This window comes from Sphingobium sp. B7D2B (genome assembly GCF_025961895.1).
GTDB lineage: Bacteria > Pseudomonadota > Alphaproteobacteria > Sphingomonadales > Sphingomonadaceae > Sphingobium.
Genome location: NZ_JAOQOM010000001.1, coordinates 2568147 through 2586091, shown reverse-complemented (window position 1 = coordinate 2586091; position 17945 = coordinate 2568147). Strand labels below are relative to the sequence as shown.

The window sequence follows — 17945 nt, the reverse complement described above, 5'->3', positions numbered from 1 at the left end:
ATGCGCGTCACGCGCAGGCCGAAAATACGACCTGCCGTTTTCTTTCTGCCGAAAGCATTCTTCGAAGCGCCCGACGACGCTGGCGCAATTTTTTGATTTCACGGCAGATGCGCCGCGAGGACGAACGACGGCCGGGGTGGGGTTGCATCGTTGGCATCTGCGCGCCCGCCGGCTATCGGCGCTGTACCGAGCGATGGATGATCTGATGGAAGTCGAGCCGTTTCAGGCCATAGAATTGAGCAAGTTGGCCTATCGCCTGGGTGCGGAGGGGCGCTCAGTTCTCCACATGGAGTTTGGCCAGCCCTCCACGGGGGCGCCGCAGGCTGCGCTGGACGCCGCGCGCGACGCGCTTGGCATCGATCCGATGGGCTATTGGGAGAGTCCTGCGCTGCAGGCGCGGCTCGTCCAACTCTATAGGGAGCGGTACGGCATGGTAGCCGAGCCGGATCAGTTCCTGCTTACCTGCGGCGCCTCGCCGGCATTGGTCCTTGCGTTGAGCACCCGGTTTAAGGCGGGCGACCGGATCGCCATGGCACGGCCGGGCTATGTGGCCTATCGCAACACGGTGCGCGCGCTCAACATGACGCCGGTCGAGATCGAATGCGGCGAGCAGGCGCGCTTCCAGTTGACCGCATACGCGTTGGCAGCGCTCGATCCAGCGCCGCAGGGCGTGATCGTCGCCAGCCCGGCCAACCCCACCGGAACGATCATCGCGCCTGCCGAACTGGAGGCGATTGCCCGACTCTGCGCAGAGCGCAGCATCGCGATCATCTCGGACGAAATCTACCATGGCCTGAGCTATGGCGCGCCTTGCCGCTCGATGGGAGAATTCGCAGCCGACGCGATGATCGTCAGCAGCTTCTCCAAATATTACTGCATGCCCGGCTGGCGGCTCGGCTGGCTCTATGTGCCGCGCGCCATGGTCGAGCGTGCCCGCGCCTATATGGGCAGCCTGTTCCTGACCGCGCCGTCGATCAGTCAGCATGCCGCTTTGGCGGCGCTGGACTGCACGTCAGAGCTGGAAGCGCATCGCGCCACTTATGCCCGCAACCGGGACATTCTCATGGAAGCCTTGCCAGCCCTTGGCCTGCGACGCATCGCGCCGCCGGATGGCGCCTTCTACATCTATGCGGATGTTAGCGACTTTACCGATGATAGCCCGGCGTTCTGCAAGAAGCTGCTCGTTGAGACTGGGCTCGCCACGGGGCCGGGTGTCGACCATGATCCGGTCAATGGCCATCGGTTCATCCGGCTGAGCTTTGCGATCACGGAAGCCGAAGTGCGGGAGGCAGTGCGGCGCCTTTCGGCGTGGTTGCCCGACCAGCGACGGCTGTAACGATCACGTCGCGGGGGGCAACCATATTTTAGAGCGACGGATGCAGCGCAATCGACGTCGTGCTTGCGTTGAAGTTAACTATAGTTATCGGCTTAACACGGCCGGTTATGACCCCGCTCCAGACCGAGGGCGATAATTTTCACACGACAAATCAGCTGCATGGCTCCGATCTGCATGCGCGCCATCTCGACAAGGCCGGGCTTTTTTGTTGCGCTGCCGCTCAGCTAACGTTAATATTCCTCGTGAAGATGACGGCTCCGCCTCACGGGCGTTCGTTGCCTTCGACAAGGGCAAACTGTCGGTAACGGCGGGACGCAAAGCCTCCGGCCCCAATGGGGTAGCGGGGCTACCGGGGGATGAAACAGAGCATTTTCGGATATCGTGTGTAGCCTGCTGTGAGAAGGTCATGGGGTTCGTTTGAACCTCAGGCTGCGCTCCCTGTCGTCGCGCTTCGATCCCTGTCTCAAATCCCGTTGAACCGCACCTGCATGGCGGTTTGCCCTTCACATCATCTGGGCGGTGGGCCCACACGAGGGGATTTCGTAATGCAGGGCAAGGCAATCAAAACGCGCGGCGCCGTTCGGCAGGCTCTCAAGGCCGGTCTGTTCAGCAGCGTCGGCATTGCGGGGATGTTGGCAGGCGCATCGGCCGCCCACGCCGAGCCTGGCATTTGCCAGGCTGAGGGCGATGTGACCCTGTTTTTCTGCGAACCCTCGTCGGTTAAGGCTCGTATTGAAGGAGGCGATACCAGCCTCACTGTGAACGGCGCACAGGACGAGTGGAGTATCACGGGCGATGGCGTCAGCTATTATACGTGGGACAATACAGTCTCTGGCGACATTACGTCGACGCTGCTCATCACCAATTCCACGATCAGCACCACTGATAATGGCGGCGTAAACGTCAGTTCCAATATCCAGGGTCGGAACGACATTTCGGTCACCTTGGGCCCGGACGTCACGGTTGACAGCGTGGGTGGCAACGGTGGCATCTGGGTTCGCAACCAGATCGCGGGCGACATCGTGATCGAGAATGGCGCCGCGCTGACGGTCTCAGGCGTGGAAACCAATGGCATCTCTGCCACCACCAACGCAGGATCGGTGAACATCACCAATAGCGGGGCCATCACGGTCCAGCAAACCAACGGGGCCGCAGACTTCACCCAGCGGGGAATCTACGCCGACGGCGGTTTCAACGATGCCGAGCCGGTCGAGGTGACCGTGACGAACACTGGCCAGGTGGAGGCTCAGGCGGCGGGTATCCGCGTCGTCAATTACAACGGTTTGGCGAAAATCACGAACAACGCCTACGTGTCTTCGGTCAACAATCAGGCGCTGGTCGGCTGGACGCCGAACGGCGAAGTGGTGATCGATAATCAGGAGCAGGGTGAGGCTATCTCGGCCAACGGCCCGGCGATTCAGGGCGCCTCGCAGATCGGCAATATCACCATCACCAACGCAGGCATTGCGGAGGGCACCACCGGCATTCTCGCCGTCGCCGGCTTCGACGAGGATGCGCCCCGCTCTGGTAAAATCACCATCACCAACAGCGGCATTGTCACCGGCAGAACCGGAAGCGCAGTTCAGGCGCGCACGCCGCTTGGCGATGTGGTCATCAGCAACACCGGCACGCTGCAATCGCTGAGCGGGATCGCGGCTGTCGATGCAGACACACTTAGCGGCATGGTCCAGATCACCAATTCCGGGTCGATCCTGGGTGAAACCGGTATCGTCACCAACAGCGCGGCGACCACGATCATCAACGCCGGTACCATCGAGGCCTCGCCTTCCTTCGGCCACGCCATTCTGATGGGCGCCGGCGACGTGACGCTGGAGTTGCATGCCGGCTCCAACATCATCGGCCTCGTCGCGGATGCGGATATCGCGAGCGGCACCAATACCCTGGCGCTGGGCGGCGCCATCAATGCGTCATTCGACGCCGGATTGGTCGGCACGCAATATTATGATTTCGATGAGTTCGTGAAGGTAGGGACCGGCACCTGGACGCTCACGGGGACAGGGACGACCGGCTGGACGGTCCGCGAAGGGACGCTGAACGCTGCCAGCAGCGACGCATTCGGTGTGGGTCAGGCCTATGTCGTTGAAGGGGGCGTGCTGGGCGTGGGGGGCTCCACCTATCAGGCGACCCTGGGCTCGCTCACTGTCGGAGAAGCTGGCCTTGTCTCCACCGATGGCGGCGTGCTCGTGCTCGACCAGAGCAGCGACACCGTCTTCGCCGGCACGTTGGTCGGCCAGGGCAGGTTCGTCAAGGCGGGCGAAGGTGCGCTCGCTTTCACCGGCAATGGCGCTCTCTTCAACGGTGCGCTGGATGTCACCGGCGGCGCCTTTGACCTCACGGGCGGCTTCAGCGCCAGCACGGTGACCGTGGGCGGCGCGGAGCTGGCTTCGCTCAATATCAAGGCGGGGGGGCAGCTCAACTCTGTCTCGGCGGCCATTGGCATGAATGGCACCGCGGGGAGCGTTACCGTTGATGGCGGCGCGAGCTGGATCAACTCAAGCCTCATCGAGATCAGTCGCAATCCCAATTCCTCCGGGTCGCTGACCATCACAAATGGCGGCTCGGTCGAGACTGTGAATGGCAGCATTTACATGGGCGCGGGCGGCTCGGTCAGCATCAGTGGTCAGGGTTCGGCGCTCCGTGTCGGTACGCTGCATTCCGAACTGCCGGCCGACTGGGTTTCGGCCGATGGCTGGTTCAGTGCGGATGAGGGCAGCATCTCGGTGACCGACGGTGGTTTGCTGGAGGCTGACGGCAGCTATATCGGCGGAAACGGGTCCGGCACGGCGACGATGATCGTCGACGGTGCCGACACGGTGTGGCGCAACGGCCTCAGCCTGTACATCGGCGGCACCGGCAACGACACCGTTGGCCAGGGCAATGTGACGGTGTCCGGCGGCGCAGAAGTCACGTCCTACACCAGCGCGCTTGGCGTCGACACCGGTTCGAGCGGAACGCTGACGCTGACCGGCGAAGGCACGACCTACAGTGTTCTCGCCCGTAACGGCTACGCCGGCAACATGCGGGTCGGCTACAGCGGCACGGGCACCGCCACGGTTTCCAACGGCGCCCTGCTGTCGGCAGCCGCCCTGATCGATGTGGCGAGCCAGGAGGGCAGCAGCGGTACGCTGACCATAGAGGCGGGCGGCCGCGTCACCGGCGAATCCCTGCGAATCGGTGGGGCTCAGTCCGCTGTCGGCAGCGTCAGCGTCGATGGAGCAGGCTCCACGCTTGAGATCGGCAGCGGTCGCATCGGTATCGGCATCTCTGGCGAGGGCACGCTCATGGTCAGCAATGGCGCCTCGGCGAGTTCGCAAGGTGCGATCATTGGCTGGGAGTCCACCGGTCAGGGCACGGCCATCGTGAGCGGCGCGGGCAGCACCTGGACCAATGACGGCATTCTCTACGTCGGCAACGTCGGCGAAGGAACGCTCAACATCGCGCAGGGCGGTCGGGTCACCAGCACGGATGGCTATGTGGGCACCGTCAGCGGCTCGACAGGCGCGGCGAACATCAGCGGTGCCAACTCGGTCTGGGACATGAGCGGGCTGTTCATTGCCGGCAACGAGGCGGGCGCACAGTCGACGATCTCGATCTCCAATGGCGGCACATTGCGCGCGGTGCAGGGCACGCTCGGCAATCTCACGGGATCGCAGGCGAGCATGATCGTGACCGGCGCTGGCTCGACTTGGAGCGCCTATAATGATGGCCTGACGAACTGGGCGGGTTACATCAATGTCGGCCTGTTTGGCAGCGGCACGCTGGAGGTCTCGGACGGCGGCAAGGTGGAGGCGGTGCGCGTCTACATCGGCAATGATGTCGCCTCGAGCGGCAGCGTAACGGTAAGCGGCGCATCTTCGGCGATCCGGACGGAGGAAGGCCTCTATATCGGTGCCGAGGGGGCCGGTGTCCTGACGCTAGCCGATGGCGCAGAACTCAGCGCCCAAGTGATCAAGATCGGCAATCGCGCCGGCTCCACCGGCACGCTGAACATCGGCGCGGCGGCAGGCAGTGCGGCCCAGGCGGCCGGTATGATCGATGCCGTCAATGGCATTCAGTTCGGTGCCGGGGCTGGCAAGCTGGTCCTGAACCACAGCGGGACCGATTATGCACTTGCCGCCAGCCTGTCGGGGAATGGCGTGGTCGATGTTCTTGCGGGCACGACGGTGCTAACCGGCGATGGCAGCGCCTATACCGGCGCGTTGAACGTGAATAGCGGCAAGCTGGTGCTGGCCAACGTGATGAATGCCAGCTCGACCGCGATCGCGGCTGATGGCACCCTGCAGATCGGTAACGGCGGAACGGCCGGCACGCTGGCTGGCGACGTCCACACCAACGGCACGCTGGTGTTCAACCGCAGCGATGTGTCCAGCTATGGCGGCAGCATTACTGGGCACGGCACGATCGTGAACGCCGGGTCGGGCCGGTTGGTACTGGCCGGCGATAGCAGCACGTTCGCTGGCCAGACGAAGGTTGATGCCGGGACGCTGCTGCTCACGGGCAAGCTGAATGGTGCCGTGACCGTCAACGCCAATGGCACGTTGCAGGTTGGCGATGGCGTCCGCAATGGCGAGCTGACCGCCAGCACGACCAACGACGGCACGCTGATCTTTAATCAGGTTGCAGACTATGATTACACGGGCGCTCTTTCGGGCAACGGCAGCCTGATCAAGCAAGGCGAGGGCACGCTGCTGCTCTCGGGCGATTATGGTTATACCGGGTCGACGGTGGTGCAGGCGGGCCGGGTGCGGCTGCTGGCGCAGCTCGACAGCGCGACCGATCTGGTCGTGGACGATGGCGAGTTTGACCTCAGTGGCACCGACCAGACCGTTGCGGGCCTGAGCGGCGCGGGCGGGACGGTGAGCCTGGGCACGAGCACGCTGACCGTCAACCAGAGCAGCAACACGCTGTTCGGCGGCAGCTTCAGCGGCAGCGGGACGATTGCGCTGAACGGTCCGTCCAGCGCGCCCGTCAGCATCAACCTGACCGGCGAGAGCTTTGGCTCGTTCACCGGTGCGCTCAACCTCGAGGGCATCGTGACGCGGGTGAACGGCTCGATGGGCGGCACGATCACGGTCGGCAGCGATGCGGCCCTGGGCGGTCGCGGGCAGGTGAACAATATCGTGGTCGGCAATGGCGGCACGCTGCTGCCGGGCAACTCGATCGGCACGCTCACCGCAGCGGGCAATGTCGTGTTCCAGGCGGGCTCGACCTATGAGGTGGAGGTCAATGCCGAGGGCGAGAGCGACAAGCTGATCGTCGGCGGTACGGCGACCATCCAGGGCGGCACGGTTTCGGTGCTGGCGGCTGCAGGCAATTATCGCTTCAGCAATGAGTACACGATCATCACGGCCGCGGGCGGGGTGACCGGGCAGTTTGCGGCCACCGATGTCGATCTGCCGTTCTTGACACCGGAGCTGAGCTATGACGCCAATAATGTCAGGCTGGTGCTGACGCGCAACAATCGCAGCTTCGAGAGCGTGGCGGTGACGCCCAACCAGTTGGCCGTGGCGCTCGCGCTGGATGCCAGCGATGACAATGCCAGCCTGTCCCGCGCGGTGGCGGGGCAGCTCGAGGAAGCCGGCGCCGTCCGCGCGTTCGATGCGCTCTCGGGCGAGCTGTGGGCGACCACGGGCACGCTGATGGTGGACGGCACTCGCCGTCTCGGCGATATGGTGATCGGCCGCATGGAGCAGGCCGATGTCGTCAGCCGCACGCTGGCCGGTGCCGGCTCCTCGGCCCGCACGCTGCGTGATGGCAGCACGGCGGTCTGGGGCCAGGGCATTGGTGCGTGGAGCACGCTCAAGAGCAATGGCAATGCGATCAAGGCGACGCAGAGCACCTTCGGCTTCATCACCGGTATCGATACGGGCCTGGGTGGCTGGCGTCTGGGCGTGGCCTTCGCGCATGAGCAGAACAAGGTGCGGGTCGACGGGCGCAGCAGTGAGGCGACCGTCAACGGCAACAGCGCGCTGGTCTATGCCGGCGGTGGCTGGGGCGCCCTGCGCGCCCGGATCGGTGCCTCCTATAGCTGGCTGGATGTCAACGGGACGCGCAAGGTGGCGTTCCTGGGCGTCAATGATGCGCTGGCAGGCGATTATGATGCCAGGAGCGCCTCTGCCTTCGGTGAGGTGAGCTATGCTCTCCCGCTGGGCGCTGTGACGGCCGAGCCCTTTGCCGGCGTGACCCATGTCCATCTCAAGAGCGATGCCTTCACCGAGACGGGCAGCGCCCTGACCGCGCTGGGCGTCACGGACAGCACCCGCGATGTGACCTACACCACCTTGGGTCTGCGTCTGGGCGGGGCAGTGCCGGTCAGCGCCACCACGGTGCTCAGCCCGCGCGTCTCGGCAGCCTGGCTGCGCAGCTTCGGCGATGTCGATGCGACCAGCCGCAACATCCTCTCGACCGGTGAGGCCTTCTCGGTCGCGGGCCTGCCCACGACCCGCGATACCCTGCGTCTCGAGGGCGGCGTTCAGGCCAACATCATGCCCGGCGGCTCCATCGGCGCCACCTACGTGGGCAACATCGGCGACCAGTGGAAGGACCACGGCGTCAAGATCGGCTTTAGCTACAGCTTCTGATCTCAGACGGATGCTCCGGGAGGCGCGGCTGCGGCTGCGCCTCTCTTGACCGAATTCCACACAGCAGTCTCGCGATGACCGAGGCAGCCCCCTCAAACGACACGAGCAGAGGCCAATAAATGGCCGTAAGGATATTGAGAATGCAGGGTTTTTATAACAAGTTTGACCGCGTTGAAGCTCAGCCGCTTGCTGACATTCGTCTTATGTCCTTCAAATCTGTTCTGCGCTGTTCTGTGGCCGCGACGTTCCTTGCCGCAGTGGGAGCTATGCCCGCCTACGCCGCGGATGGCACCGGTGGTGCGGGGGGCGATAACAGCTTCACGAGCGTTGGCGGGAGCGCCAGCACCACCTTCACGGGCGGTGAGGGCACGGACGGGGTCGGCACAGATCCGAGCTATCTCTCTGGCGGCGCGGGCGGCGGCAGTGGCATCACAGGGGGCAATGGCGGTGCGGGTGCTGGTCCCAACCCCGGCTTTGCCGGGACGGGAGGGGGGGCGCCCGGTGAGGCGGGATCGGATGGCTCCGACGGCGGGGCCAACAGTTCAGGCGGCGGCGGTGGCGGCGGCGCGCATGGCTTTGTCGGACTCATCACAGATCTGCCGACATCTGGGACGCTCACCGGCGGCAATGGCGGTAATGGCGGCCTTGCTGGAATTGCCGGATATGGCGGCGGCGGCGGTGGCGGCGGTTTTGGCGCGGTCGTCACCGGTCTTAACGACTCTTACGACGCAATCACCGTCAGTGCCACCGGCGGCGCAGGCGGCGCCTATGGCTGGGCTGGCGTCGGCGGCAATGGTGGCAGCGGTCTGGTTATCGATCAGCCGGCCGGCAATACGGCCATCAGCATTACAGACAGCATATTGACCGGCGGCGCGGGCGGCGGGAGCCGCGAAGGGCAGTCCTTTGGCGGCAATGGCGGCTCTGCCCTTGTGCTCACCGGCGGTACCGGGAGCAGCACTGTTTCGATCTCCGGCGGTAGCATCACGGGCGGTGATGCCCAAGGCGGCAACTTCGGCGGGGCCGGGGGCTTTGGCATCCTGATCGAGAACATGAGCGGCCTCACCACCCTCACGATCGACACAGCGGTGACAGGCGGCGCCGGCGGGGCCGGGATGTTCACCAACGGTGCGGGCGGCGCAGGCATTCAAGGCGAGAACCTTGCTCTTTCCATCGGGACTGGCGGTTCCGTATCCGGCGGCCTTGGTGGCAATGGCGAGCGGGCTGCGGCCCTTAACTTCACGGGCGGTACCAACAGGCTGACACTCGCCAGCGGCGCCACGCTGAACGGTGGTATCGTCGTTGCGACCAGTGCCACGAAACTCGAATTCGCCCAGTCTGAGAATTACACGCTCTCCAGTGCGATTTCAGGCTCGGGCTCTGTGATCAAGACCGGCAGCGGAGCGTTGACCCTCACGGGCGACAATAGCGCTTTTGCTGGCAACATGATGCTCACCGGCGGCGCGACGGTCATCGATGGCAGTACGACGAGCGGGAACATCGTCTTCCTGGGCGGGCTCGACGGGGCGTCGCTGACCGTGGTGAATGGCGGCACCTTCAACGCCCCCAACATCATCGTCAGCAACAGCACGAATTCGGCAATGCCGGGCATGGAAGATGAGAGCGGTTCGCTGCTCGTCACGGGAACGGGGTCGACGGTCACGACCGAATTCCTGACGGTCGGCTATTATGGCGACGGCAGCGTGGCGATCGAGAATGGCGGTACCGTCGTGGTTAACACCTCCACGTCCGTCGGTGCGGTCGAGGGCAGTGTCGGCTCCATCACCGTTTCGGGTGAAAATAGCCATCTGCAGAGCGGCTCCCTGCAGTTTGGCGGGAGCGGCCAGGGCACGCTCATCCTGTCCAGCGGCGCGACGATGCAATCCACCAGCGGGAGTTTCGGCGTGAATGCCGGATCGCTCGGCACCGGCACCCTCAGCGGCGTGGGAACGCGCTGGGAAATCGGTGCAAGCGGCTTGGGGATCGGCACCAGCGGCGAAGGCATCCTCACCGTGACAGATGGCGCGACGATTGCCGCCTCCGGCAGCGATGCGGATGTGAGACTTGGCGCAAGCGCCAACGGCAACGGTCAGATGACAGTCTCAGGCAGCGGGTCCAGCGTAACGACCGACCGGAACATGACTATCGGCAGCTATGGATCAGGCACGGCCACCGTGACGGCCGAGGCGCTGCTGGGCGGCGATAAGCTGATTGTCGGCTTCGTGGATGGCAGCCAGGGCACTTTGAACATCAGCGGTGAAGGCACGCTCGCGCGAGGCACGTCTTACGTCATGGTCGGCACATATGCCGGGAGCAGCGGCGTCGTCACCGTCTCCGATGGCGCGACCCTCAAGTCTGACGGCAATCGCGGCATCACGCTGGCTTATGAGGCCGGTTCGACGGGCACGCTGAACATTGGCGCGGCGGCAGGCAATGCGGCCCAGGCGGCCGGCGTGATCGATGCCGTCAACGGCATTCAGTTCGGTGCCGGGGCGGGCAAGCTGGTTCTGAACCACACCGGCACGGATTATGTGCTGGCTGCAGGCCTGTCGGGCAGCGGCGTGGTCGATGTGCTTGCCGGTACGACGATCCTGTCTGGTGACAGCAGCAATTATTCTGGCTCGTTAAATGTGGACAGCGGCCTGCTGGTGCTGGCCAACACGACGAGTGCCGCAAGCACGATCATAGGGCAGGACGGCACGCTGCAGATCGGCAATGGCGGCACCAGTGGCTCCTTCGACGGCGACCTTGTGAACAACGGTCTGCTGGTGTTCGATCGCTCCGATGCGCTTCATCACAACCGGGTCATTTCCGGCACGGGCGATCTGACCGTGGCGGGCGGGGTGATCACCCTGAGCGGGATGAATACCTTCACGGGCGCCACGACGATTGATGCCGATGCCACACTGGCCCTCTCCAATCAGGGCCGGGTGAACCAATCGAGTTCCGTAACGGTCAATGGTACCTTCGACCTGACCAGTGCAGCCAGCGCACAGATCAAGGATCTTGGCGGCAGCGGAACGGTGATCGTCGGTGATGCGGGGTTGATGCTGGCCAATGCCTCGCAGGTCTTTTCCGGACGGATCACCGGAACGGGCGGTTTGAACGTGTCTGCCGGCACGCTCACCCTGACCAACGCCAGCGATTTCGAAGGCGGTCTGGGGATCAGCAACGGCGCCACGGTCAACCTCGGCAACGGCGGCACGACCGGCTCGATCACTGCCAATGTCACCAATTACGGCACGCTGCTGTTCGATCGTGCGGACGATGTGAGCTATCTCGGCCAGATTTCCGGCCAAGGCACGGTGATCAAGACCGGCGATAATAGAGTGACCTTCGGCGGCTCGATGAGCGGCGTCCAGCTTGACGTGCAGCAGGGTACGGCCCTGTTTGTTGGGACGATCAGCAACAATGTCAATGTCGCCGAACAGGGCGAGCTGGTGTTCGCCAACCCCGCGACCACCAGCTACAAGGGCAGGCTGAGCGGCACGGGCACAGTGCTGAAAACGGGCACGGGCACGATCACCTTCTCGGGTGACAGCAGCGGTTTTGCGGGCGATGCGACCATCGATGGCGGCACGGTGCTGCTGACGGGCAAGCTGGGCGGCACTTTGCTGATCGACACCGCAGGTACGCTGCAGGTGGGCAATGGCTTGAAGAATGGCGATCTGCTGGCCGATGCCACCAACAATGGCACGCTGATCTTCAACCAGATTGGCGACTATGACTATACCGGCGCGCTGTCCGGCAATGGTGGCCTGATCAAGCAGGGCGAGGGCACGCTGCTGCTCTCGGGCGACTATGGTTATACCGGGTCGACGGTGGTGCAGGCGGGCCGGGTGCGGCTGCTGGCGCAGCTCGACAGCGCGACCGATCTGGTCGTGGACGATGGCGAGTTTGACCTCAGTGGCACCGACCAGACCGTTGCGGGCCTGAGCGGCGCGGGCGGGACGGTGAGCCTGGGCACGAGCACGCTGACCGTCAACCAGAGCAGCAACACGCTGTTCGGCGGCAGCTTCAGCGGCAGCGGAACGATTGCGCTGAACGGTCCGTCCAGCGCGCCCGTCAGCATCAACCTGACCGGCGAGAGCTTTGGCTCGTTCACCGGTGCGCTCAACCTCGAGGGCATCGTGACGCGGGTGAACGGCTCGATGGGCGGCACGATCACGGTCGGCAGCGATGCGGCCCTGGGCGGTCGCGGGCAGGTGAACAATATCGTGGTCGGCAATGGCGGCACGCTGCTGCCGGGCAACTCGATCGGCACGCTCACCGCAGCGGGCAATGTCGTGTTCCAGGCGGGCTCGACCTATGAGGTGGAGGTCAATGCCGAGGGCGAGAGCGACAAGCTGATCGTCGGCGGTACGGCGACCATCCAGGGCGGCACGGTTTCGGTGCTGGCGGCTGCAGGCAATTATCGCTTCAGCAATGAGTACACGATCATCACGGCCGCGGGCGGGGTGACCGGGCAGTTTGCGGCCACCGATGTCGATCTGCCGTTCTTGACACCGGAGCTGAGCTATGACGCCAATAATGTCAGGCTGGTGCTGACGCGCAACAATCGCAGCTTCGAGAGCGTGGCGGTGACGCCCAACCAGTTGGCCGTGGCGCTCGCGCTGGATGCCAGCGATGACAATGCCAGCCTGTCCCGCGCGGTGGCGGGGCAGCTCGAGGAAGCCGGCGCCGTCCGCGCGTTCGATGCGCTCTCGGGCGAGCTGTGGGCGACCACGGGCACGCTGATGGTGGACGGCACTCGCCGTCTCGGCGATATGGTGATCGGCCGCATGGAGCAGGCCGATGTCGTCAGCCGCACGCTGGCCGGTGCCGGCTCCTCGGCCCGCACGCTGCGTGATGGCAGCACGGCGGTCTGGGGCCAGGGCATTGGTGCGTGGAGCACGCTCAAGAGCAATGGCAATGCGATCAAGGCGACGCAGAGCACCTTCGGCTTCATCACCGGTATCGATACGGGCCTGGGTGGCTGGCGTCTGGGCGTGGCCTTCGCGCATGAGCAGAACAAGGTGCGGGTCGACGGGCGCAGCAGTGAGGCGACCGTCAACGGCAACAGCGCGCTGGTCTATGCCGGCGGTGGCTGGGGCGCCCTGCGCGCCCGGATCGGTGCCTCCTATAGCTGGCTGGATGTCAACGGGACGCGCAAGGTGGCGTTCCTGGGCGTCAATGATGCGCTGGCAGGCGATTATGATGCCAGGAGCGCCTCTGCCTTCGGTGAGGTGAGCTATGCTCTCCCGCTGGGCGCTGTGACGGCCGAGCCCTTTGCCGGCGTGACCCATGTCCATCTCAAGAGCGATGCCTTCACCGAGACGGGCAGCGCCCTGACCGCGCTGGGCGTCACGGACAGCACCCGCGATGTGACCTACACCACCTTGGGTCTGCGTCTGGGCGGGGCAGTGCCGGTCAGCGCCACCACGGTGCTCAGCCCGCGCGTCTCGGCAGCCTGGCTGCGCAGCTTCGGCGATGTCGATGCGACCAGCCGCAACATCCTCTCGACCGGTGAGGCCTTCTCGGTCGCGGGCCTGCCCACGACGCGCGATACCCTGCGTCTCGAGGGCGGCGTTCAGGCCAACATCATGCCCGGCGGCTCCATCGGCGCCACCTACGTGGGCAACATCGGCGACCAGTGGAAGGACCACGGCGTCAAGATCGGCTTTAGCTACAGCTTCTGATCTCAGACGCGTCTAAGCTGAAAACGAAAGGGGCGCGGAATGACCGCGCCCCTTTTTTCGTGCCTCTCATTCGAAGGTGGTAGCCAGCTCGCGCCCGCGACCCCGTTCAGAATGCCATATTGGGCTGTTCGTCCTGACCCACGCCGCGCGGGGCGCGCGTGTCCGCCTGTTCTGGGGAAAGCTCGGCGAGCGTGCTTTTGGCGCGCGCGATATAGGGATCGAGCTTGCCTTCATCGTAGAGCTTCTTGCCGAAATAACCAATCGCCGCGCCGGCGAGCAAAGTTTTCATCATGTGCGGTCTCCTTGATCGCTAGCACAATGAGCAAGAGCGCGGAGCGTTCCGTGCCGCGCCATTGAGATGCGCCGGAGTGAAGAGGACAGGCGTCTGTCGGTACCCTCAGTTGGCGGCGCGTCCGGCCTGCAGCGTGCGCCGGAGATGATCGATGGCCAGACGCCCGCGGGCATCGTCGAACCCCTTGCGCGAGAGCATCAGGCGATAGCCCGGCTCGAAATCGACCGGGACGCGATGGAGTTGTCCGCGCGTGGTGGCAGGTGCGGCTTCCTCATCGAACAGCATGGCAAGGCCCGTCCCATTGAGCGCCAGCCCCATCGCGACATCGGTGAATTGCGGTCGCGCGACGACATTGGAAGGGTAGATGCACGCATCGGCCAGCGCGTTGATCAGCCAGTCGTTATGCGGTGTGTTGTCCGGCATCATGATCATCGGGGCGGCGCTGATCCTGACAGGATCGCTCCCCACCGCCCCGACCAGCGCGGACGTTCCGAAGAGGCTGCTGGTCACGCGCCGGAGTGTCTCGATGGTGAGATCCGGGGCGACCGGTGGCCGGCCGGTGAAGAAGGCGACGTCCACCTTGCCGCTGCGGAGCATGGAGAGCATTTCTTCGCCCGGCGCGGAGAGGATCAGCTCCACATTCGGCACCTGGCCGCGCGCATAATAATCCGGCAGACACGGCCTGATCCATTGATCGATAAGATAAGGGCCGGCGGCGACCCGCAGCACATAGCTCTGCGCACTGCCGGCCGTGGCGCCCAACTGAACCTTGTTCGCCTCACGCAGCAGCAACCGCGCCTGATCCAGCAAATCGCGGCCCAGAGGGGAGAGGCGCGCTGTCGATCCGCGCTGACGATCGAACAAGCGAGCGCCGGCTTTCTGCTCCAGCGCCTTGATATGATTGCTGATCGAGGGCTGGCTGATCCCCAGCCGATCGGCCGTGATACGGAAATTCTCGTCCTTCGCCGCTTCGACGAAAATCTCCAATTGCCGGATCGTGAATGCCATAAGCGATAGCCCCTCCCTTATAACTGATAGCGGACCGGGCCGTTGCTTTGCAATCGGGAGCAACCGATGCCTTGGGAATGAGGCGTCTCGGCGATGATCCGGGCGGCCCGCACAGAGCAAAAGAGCAATCAGGAGCAGGATTATGAGCGAGATCGAAGCGCTGCGCAGCGATGTGAAGGCCCTGACCGAGCGGATCGGGATGCTGGAGGATCTCAATGCGATCCGCCGGCTCCATAATGCCTATGGCTATTATACCGATTATAACCGTTCGGACGAGCTGGCCGAGCTGTTCTCCGACGATGCCGAGATCATCTTTCTCTCCGGTATCTATCGCGGCAAGGTGGGTGCGCGGCGGCTCTATGGCGACTGGTTTCGCCAGTTCTTCACGCAAGGGCGCCCCGGCCCAGTCTATGGCTTCCTGCTCGATCATTTCCAGATGCAGGACATCATCACCGTCGCGCCGGATCGCCGCACCGCCAAGGGCCGGTTTCGCGCGCTGCTGCTCGGCGGCAATCATGAGAGCCGCGACTATCGCCCGGAGGGCCTGCCCGACCAGTTCTACGAAGCCGGCATGTACGAGAATGATTATGTGCGCGAGGACGGCGTCTGGAAGATCAAGCGGCTCGATTATGTCGTGCAATGGCAGGCGGATTATGATGCCGGCTGGTACAAGACCATCGCGCATCTCCAGCCGCTGACGAAGACCTTCCCGGAAGACCCGCTCGGCCCGGATGAACTGGTCGACAATCAGCGGCAGACATGGCCTTATCGGCAGGAACTGGCGATGCACTTCGCGCATCCCGTGCTCGGCCGGGCGCTGGCGGATGCGGAACGGACCGCATAGCGGCCGACGGGTGGCAGTGGGTCGAGGGAGAGGGAATTTTAATCGTGGGTTTGATGTTCAGGCGCATGATGGCGCTGACCGCGCTGCTGCTTGTCCTCCCTTCCGCCTGCCGCGATGCCGCAGACGGTGGTCAGGCCGGCGGCGATGTCGAGTGGCCGCTGCATGGTCGCACCGAGACGGCGCAGCGCTTTGCCGAACTGGATCAGATCGATCGCGAGACCGTGTCACGGCTGGGCCTGGCTTGGTCCTTCGATCTGGAGACGGATCGCGGGCAGGAAGCGACGCCGATCATGGTTGATGGCGTGCTCTATGTGGTCAGCGCTTATGATGTCGTCTCCGCCATCGATGCCCGCACCGGCAAGGGCCTGTGGACCTACGATCCAGAAGTCCGCGCGGCATCTGCGCGTTCATGCTGCGGGCCGGTCTCGCGCGGTGTCGCGGTGGCGCAGGGCCGGGTGTATGTCGGCGCGCTCGATGGGCGGCTGATCGCGCTGGATGCCAAAAGCGGCAAGCCGGTCTGGGAAACGCAGACGATCGACCCGTCCGGCCCCTTTGCGGTGAATTACACGATCACCGGGGCGCCGCGCGTCATCAAGGGCAATGTCGTCATCGGCAATGGCGGCGCCGAGTTCGGCGTGCGCGGCTATGTGAGTGCCTATGATGCCGCGACTGGTGAGCTGGCCTGGCGCTTCTACACCGTCCCCGGGAAGCCGGGTACGAAGGACAGTGCCGCGTCCGACGCGGTGCTGGCCAAGGCGCAGGGAAGCTGGGCAGGGCAATGGTGGCGCTATGGCGGTGGCGGCACGGTGTGGGATGCGATCGAATATGATCCCGCGCTGGACCTCATCTACATCGGCACGGGCAATGGCTCGCCGTGGAATCATCAGATGCGCTCGGACGGGAAGGGGGACAATCTCTTCTTGTCCTCCATCGTCGCGCTGCGCGCCTCGACCGGCGACTATGTCTGGCATTTCCAGCAGGTTCCGGGCGATGCCTGGGATTATACCGCAACCCAGAATATCGTGCTGGCGGACATGGAGATCGACGGCAGGCCGCGCAAGGTGCTGATGCAGGCGCCCAAGAACGGCTTCTTCTATATCCTCGACCGCGCGACCGGCGAGTTCCTGAATGCCACCGCTTATGTGCCGCAGAATTGGGCGAAGAGCATCGATCCCAAGACTGGCCGTCCGGACATCGTGCCGGAAGCACGCTATTACCGCACCGGCAAGCCGCATTTCCAATTCCCGAGCTCAGGCGGCGGGCATAACTGGCCACCGATGGCCTTCAGTTCCCGCACGGGGCTGGTCTATATTCCGGCGCAGGACGTCGGCATGCCGTTCGGCCCCAACCCGCAGGAGGCGCAGGTGATCGGCGCCTACACGTCGGGTGTGGCGATGAGCGGCGGTGGCGCGATGAGCGCGGCGGACCGCAAGGCGCTGTACGACAGCATGAAGGCGCGGCTGATCGCCTGGGACCCGATTGCCCGCAAACCGCGCTGGACAAGCGAGGAAGCGGCACCCTTCAATGGCGGCGTGCTCGCCACGGCGGGCGGCCTCGTCTTTGCCGGCAACGCGCAGGGGCGGCTGGTCGCCTATGATGACGAGAGCGGCAAGCGGCTCTGGTCGTTCGAGGCGCAGACCGGCATCGTCGCCCCGCCGATCAGCTATCGGCTGGACGGGGTGCAATATATCGCGGTCATGGCCGGCTGGGGCGGCGGCTGGCCACTCACCGGCGGGGTGATGGCGCTCAAGGCCGGCAAGACCATCGGCCCCAACCGGCTGCTGGTGTTCAAACTGGATGGGGCGGCGAAGCTGCCTGCCTTCACACCGGCCGAGCCGCTGCCGTTCCCCGATGTGGTGGACAAGGGGACGCCGGCCCAAATCGCGCAGGGCGACGGGCTGTTCGGCCGCTTCTGCCTGCGCTGTCATGGCAGCGGGGCGGTGAGCGCCGGCGCCTATCCGGACTTGCGCCGGACGGGATTGCTCGGCACGAAGGGTTTTTCGCAGGTCGTTCTGGGCGGCGCGCTGGCGGAGATGGGCATGCCCAGCTTCGCAGGCCAGCTCACGCCGGCACAGGTCGACGCCATTGACGCTTATCTCGTCCGCCGCAGTCTCGAGGACCGACGGATCGAGGCGCAGGAAGGACGCAAGCAGACGCGATGACCGATCAGGCGCAGGGTGGCATGATG

At 64.6% G+C, this 17945-nt stretch carries 7 protein-coding genes and 1 riboswitch; of the genes, 5 read left to right on the top strand and 2 right to left on the bottom strand.

Annotated elements, in window-relative coordinates:
* Window positions 1-205: 205 nt before the first annotated feature.
* The 3 genes from M2341_RS11945 (at window position 206) to M2341_RS11935 (ending at window position 13613) form a co-directional block, all read left to right on the top strand.
* Window positions 206-1336: a pyridoxal phosphate-dependent aminotransferase gene (locus M2341_RS11945; protein WP_413715488.1), complete on the top strand. Its 1131-nt coding sequence runs from the start codon at window positions 206-208 to the stop codon at window positions 1334-1336.
* Window positions 1337-1615: 279 nt separating this feature from the next.
* Window positions 1616-1690: riboswitch (cyclic di-GMP riboswitch) on the top strand.
* A gap of 191 nt (window positions 1691-1881) precedes the next feature.
* Window positions 1882-7938, top strand: coding sequence for an autotransporter domain-containing protein (locus M2341_RS11940; RefSeq protein ID WP_264585385.1), 6057 nt, complete (start codon window positions 1882-1884; stop codon window positions 7936-7938).
* Window positions 7939-8204: 266 nt separating this feature from the next.
* Window positions 8205-13613 carry an autotransporter domain-containing protein gene (locus M2341_RS11935; protein ID WP_264585384.1) on the top strand — a complete coding sequence of 1803 codons (5409 nt, stop codon included), beginning with the start codon at window positions 8205-8207 and terminating at the stop codon, window positions 13611-13613.
* 106 nt (window positions 13614-13719) lie between these two features.
* Here the strand turns inward: M2341_RS11935 and M2341_RS11930 are convergent, their stop codons facing one another.
* On the bottom strand, window positions 13720-13905 hold the full coding sequence (locus M2341_RS11930; protein ID WP_181560134.1) for a hypothetical protein: 186 nt from the start codon (window positions 13903-13905) through the stop codon (window positions 13720-13722).
* A gap of 105 nt (window positions 13906-14010) precedes the next feature.
* Window positions 14011-14913, bottom strand: coding sequence for a LysR family transcriptional regulator (locus tag M2341_RS11925; RefSeq protein ID WP_264585383.1), 903 nt, complete (start codon window positions 14911-14913; stop codon window positions 14011-14013).
* A gap of 142 nt (window positions 14914-15055) precedes the next feature.
* On the opposite strand from M2341_RS11925, the gene M2341_RS11920 reads away from it, so the two are divergent.
* Both M2341_RS11920 and M2341_RS11915 read left to right on the top strand, forming a co-directional pair.
* Window positions 15056-15757: a nuclear transport factor 2 family protein gene (locus M2341_RS11920; RefSeq protein ID WP_181560132.1), complete on the top strand. Its 702-nt coding sequence runs from the start codon at window positions 15056-15058 to the stop codon at window positions 15755-15757.
* A 65-nt stretch (window positions 15758-15822) separates the two neighbouring features.
* Window positions 15823-17919: a PQQ-dependent dehydrogenase, methanol/ethanol family gene (locus M2341_RS11915; RefSeq protein ID WP_264585382.1), complete on the top strand. Its 2097-nt coding sequence runs from the start codon at window positions 15823-15825 to the stop codon at window positions 17917-17919.
* The last annotated feature ends 26 nt before the right edge of the window (window positions 17920-17945 follow it).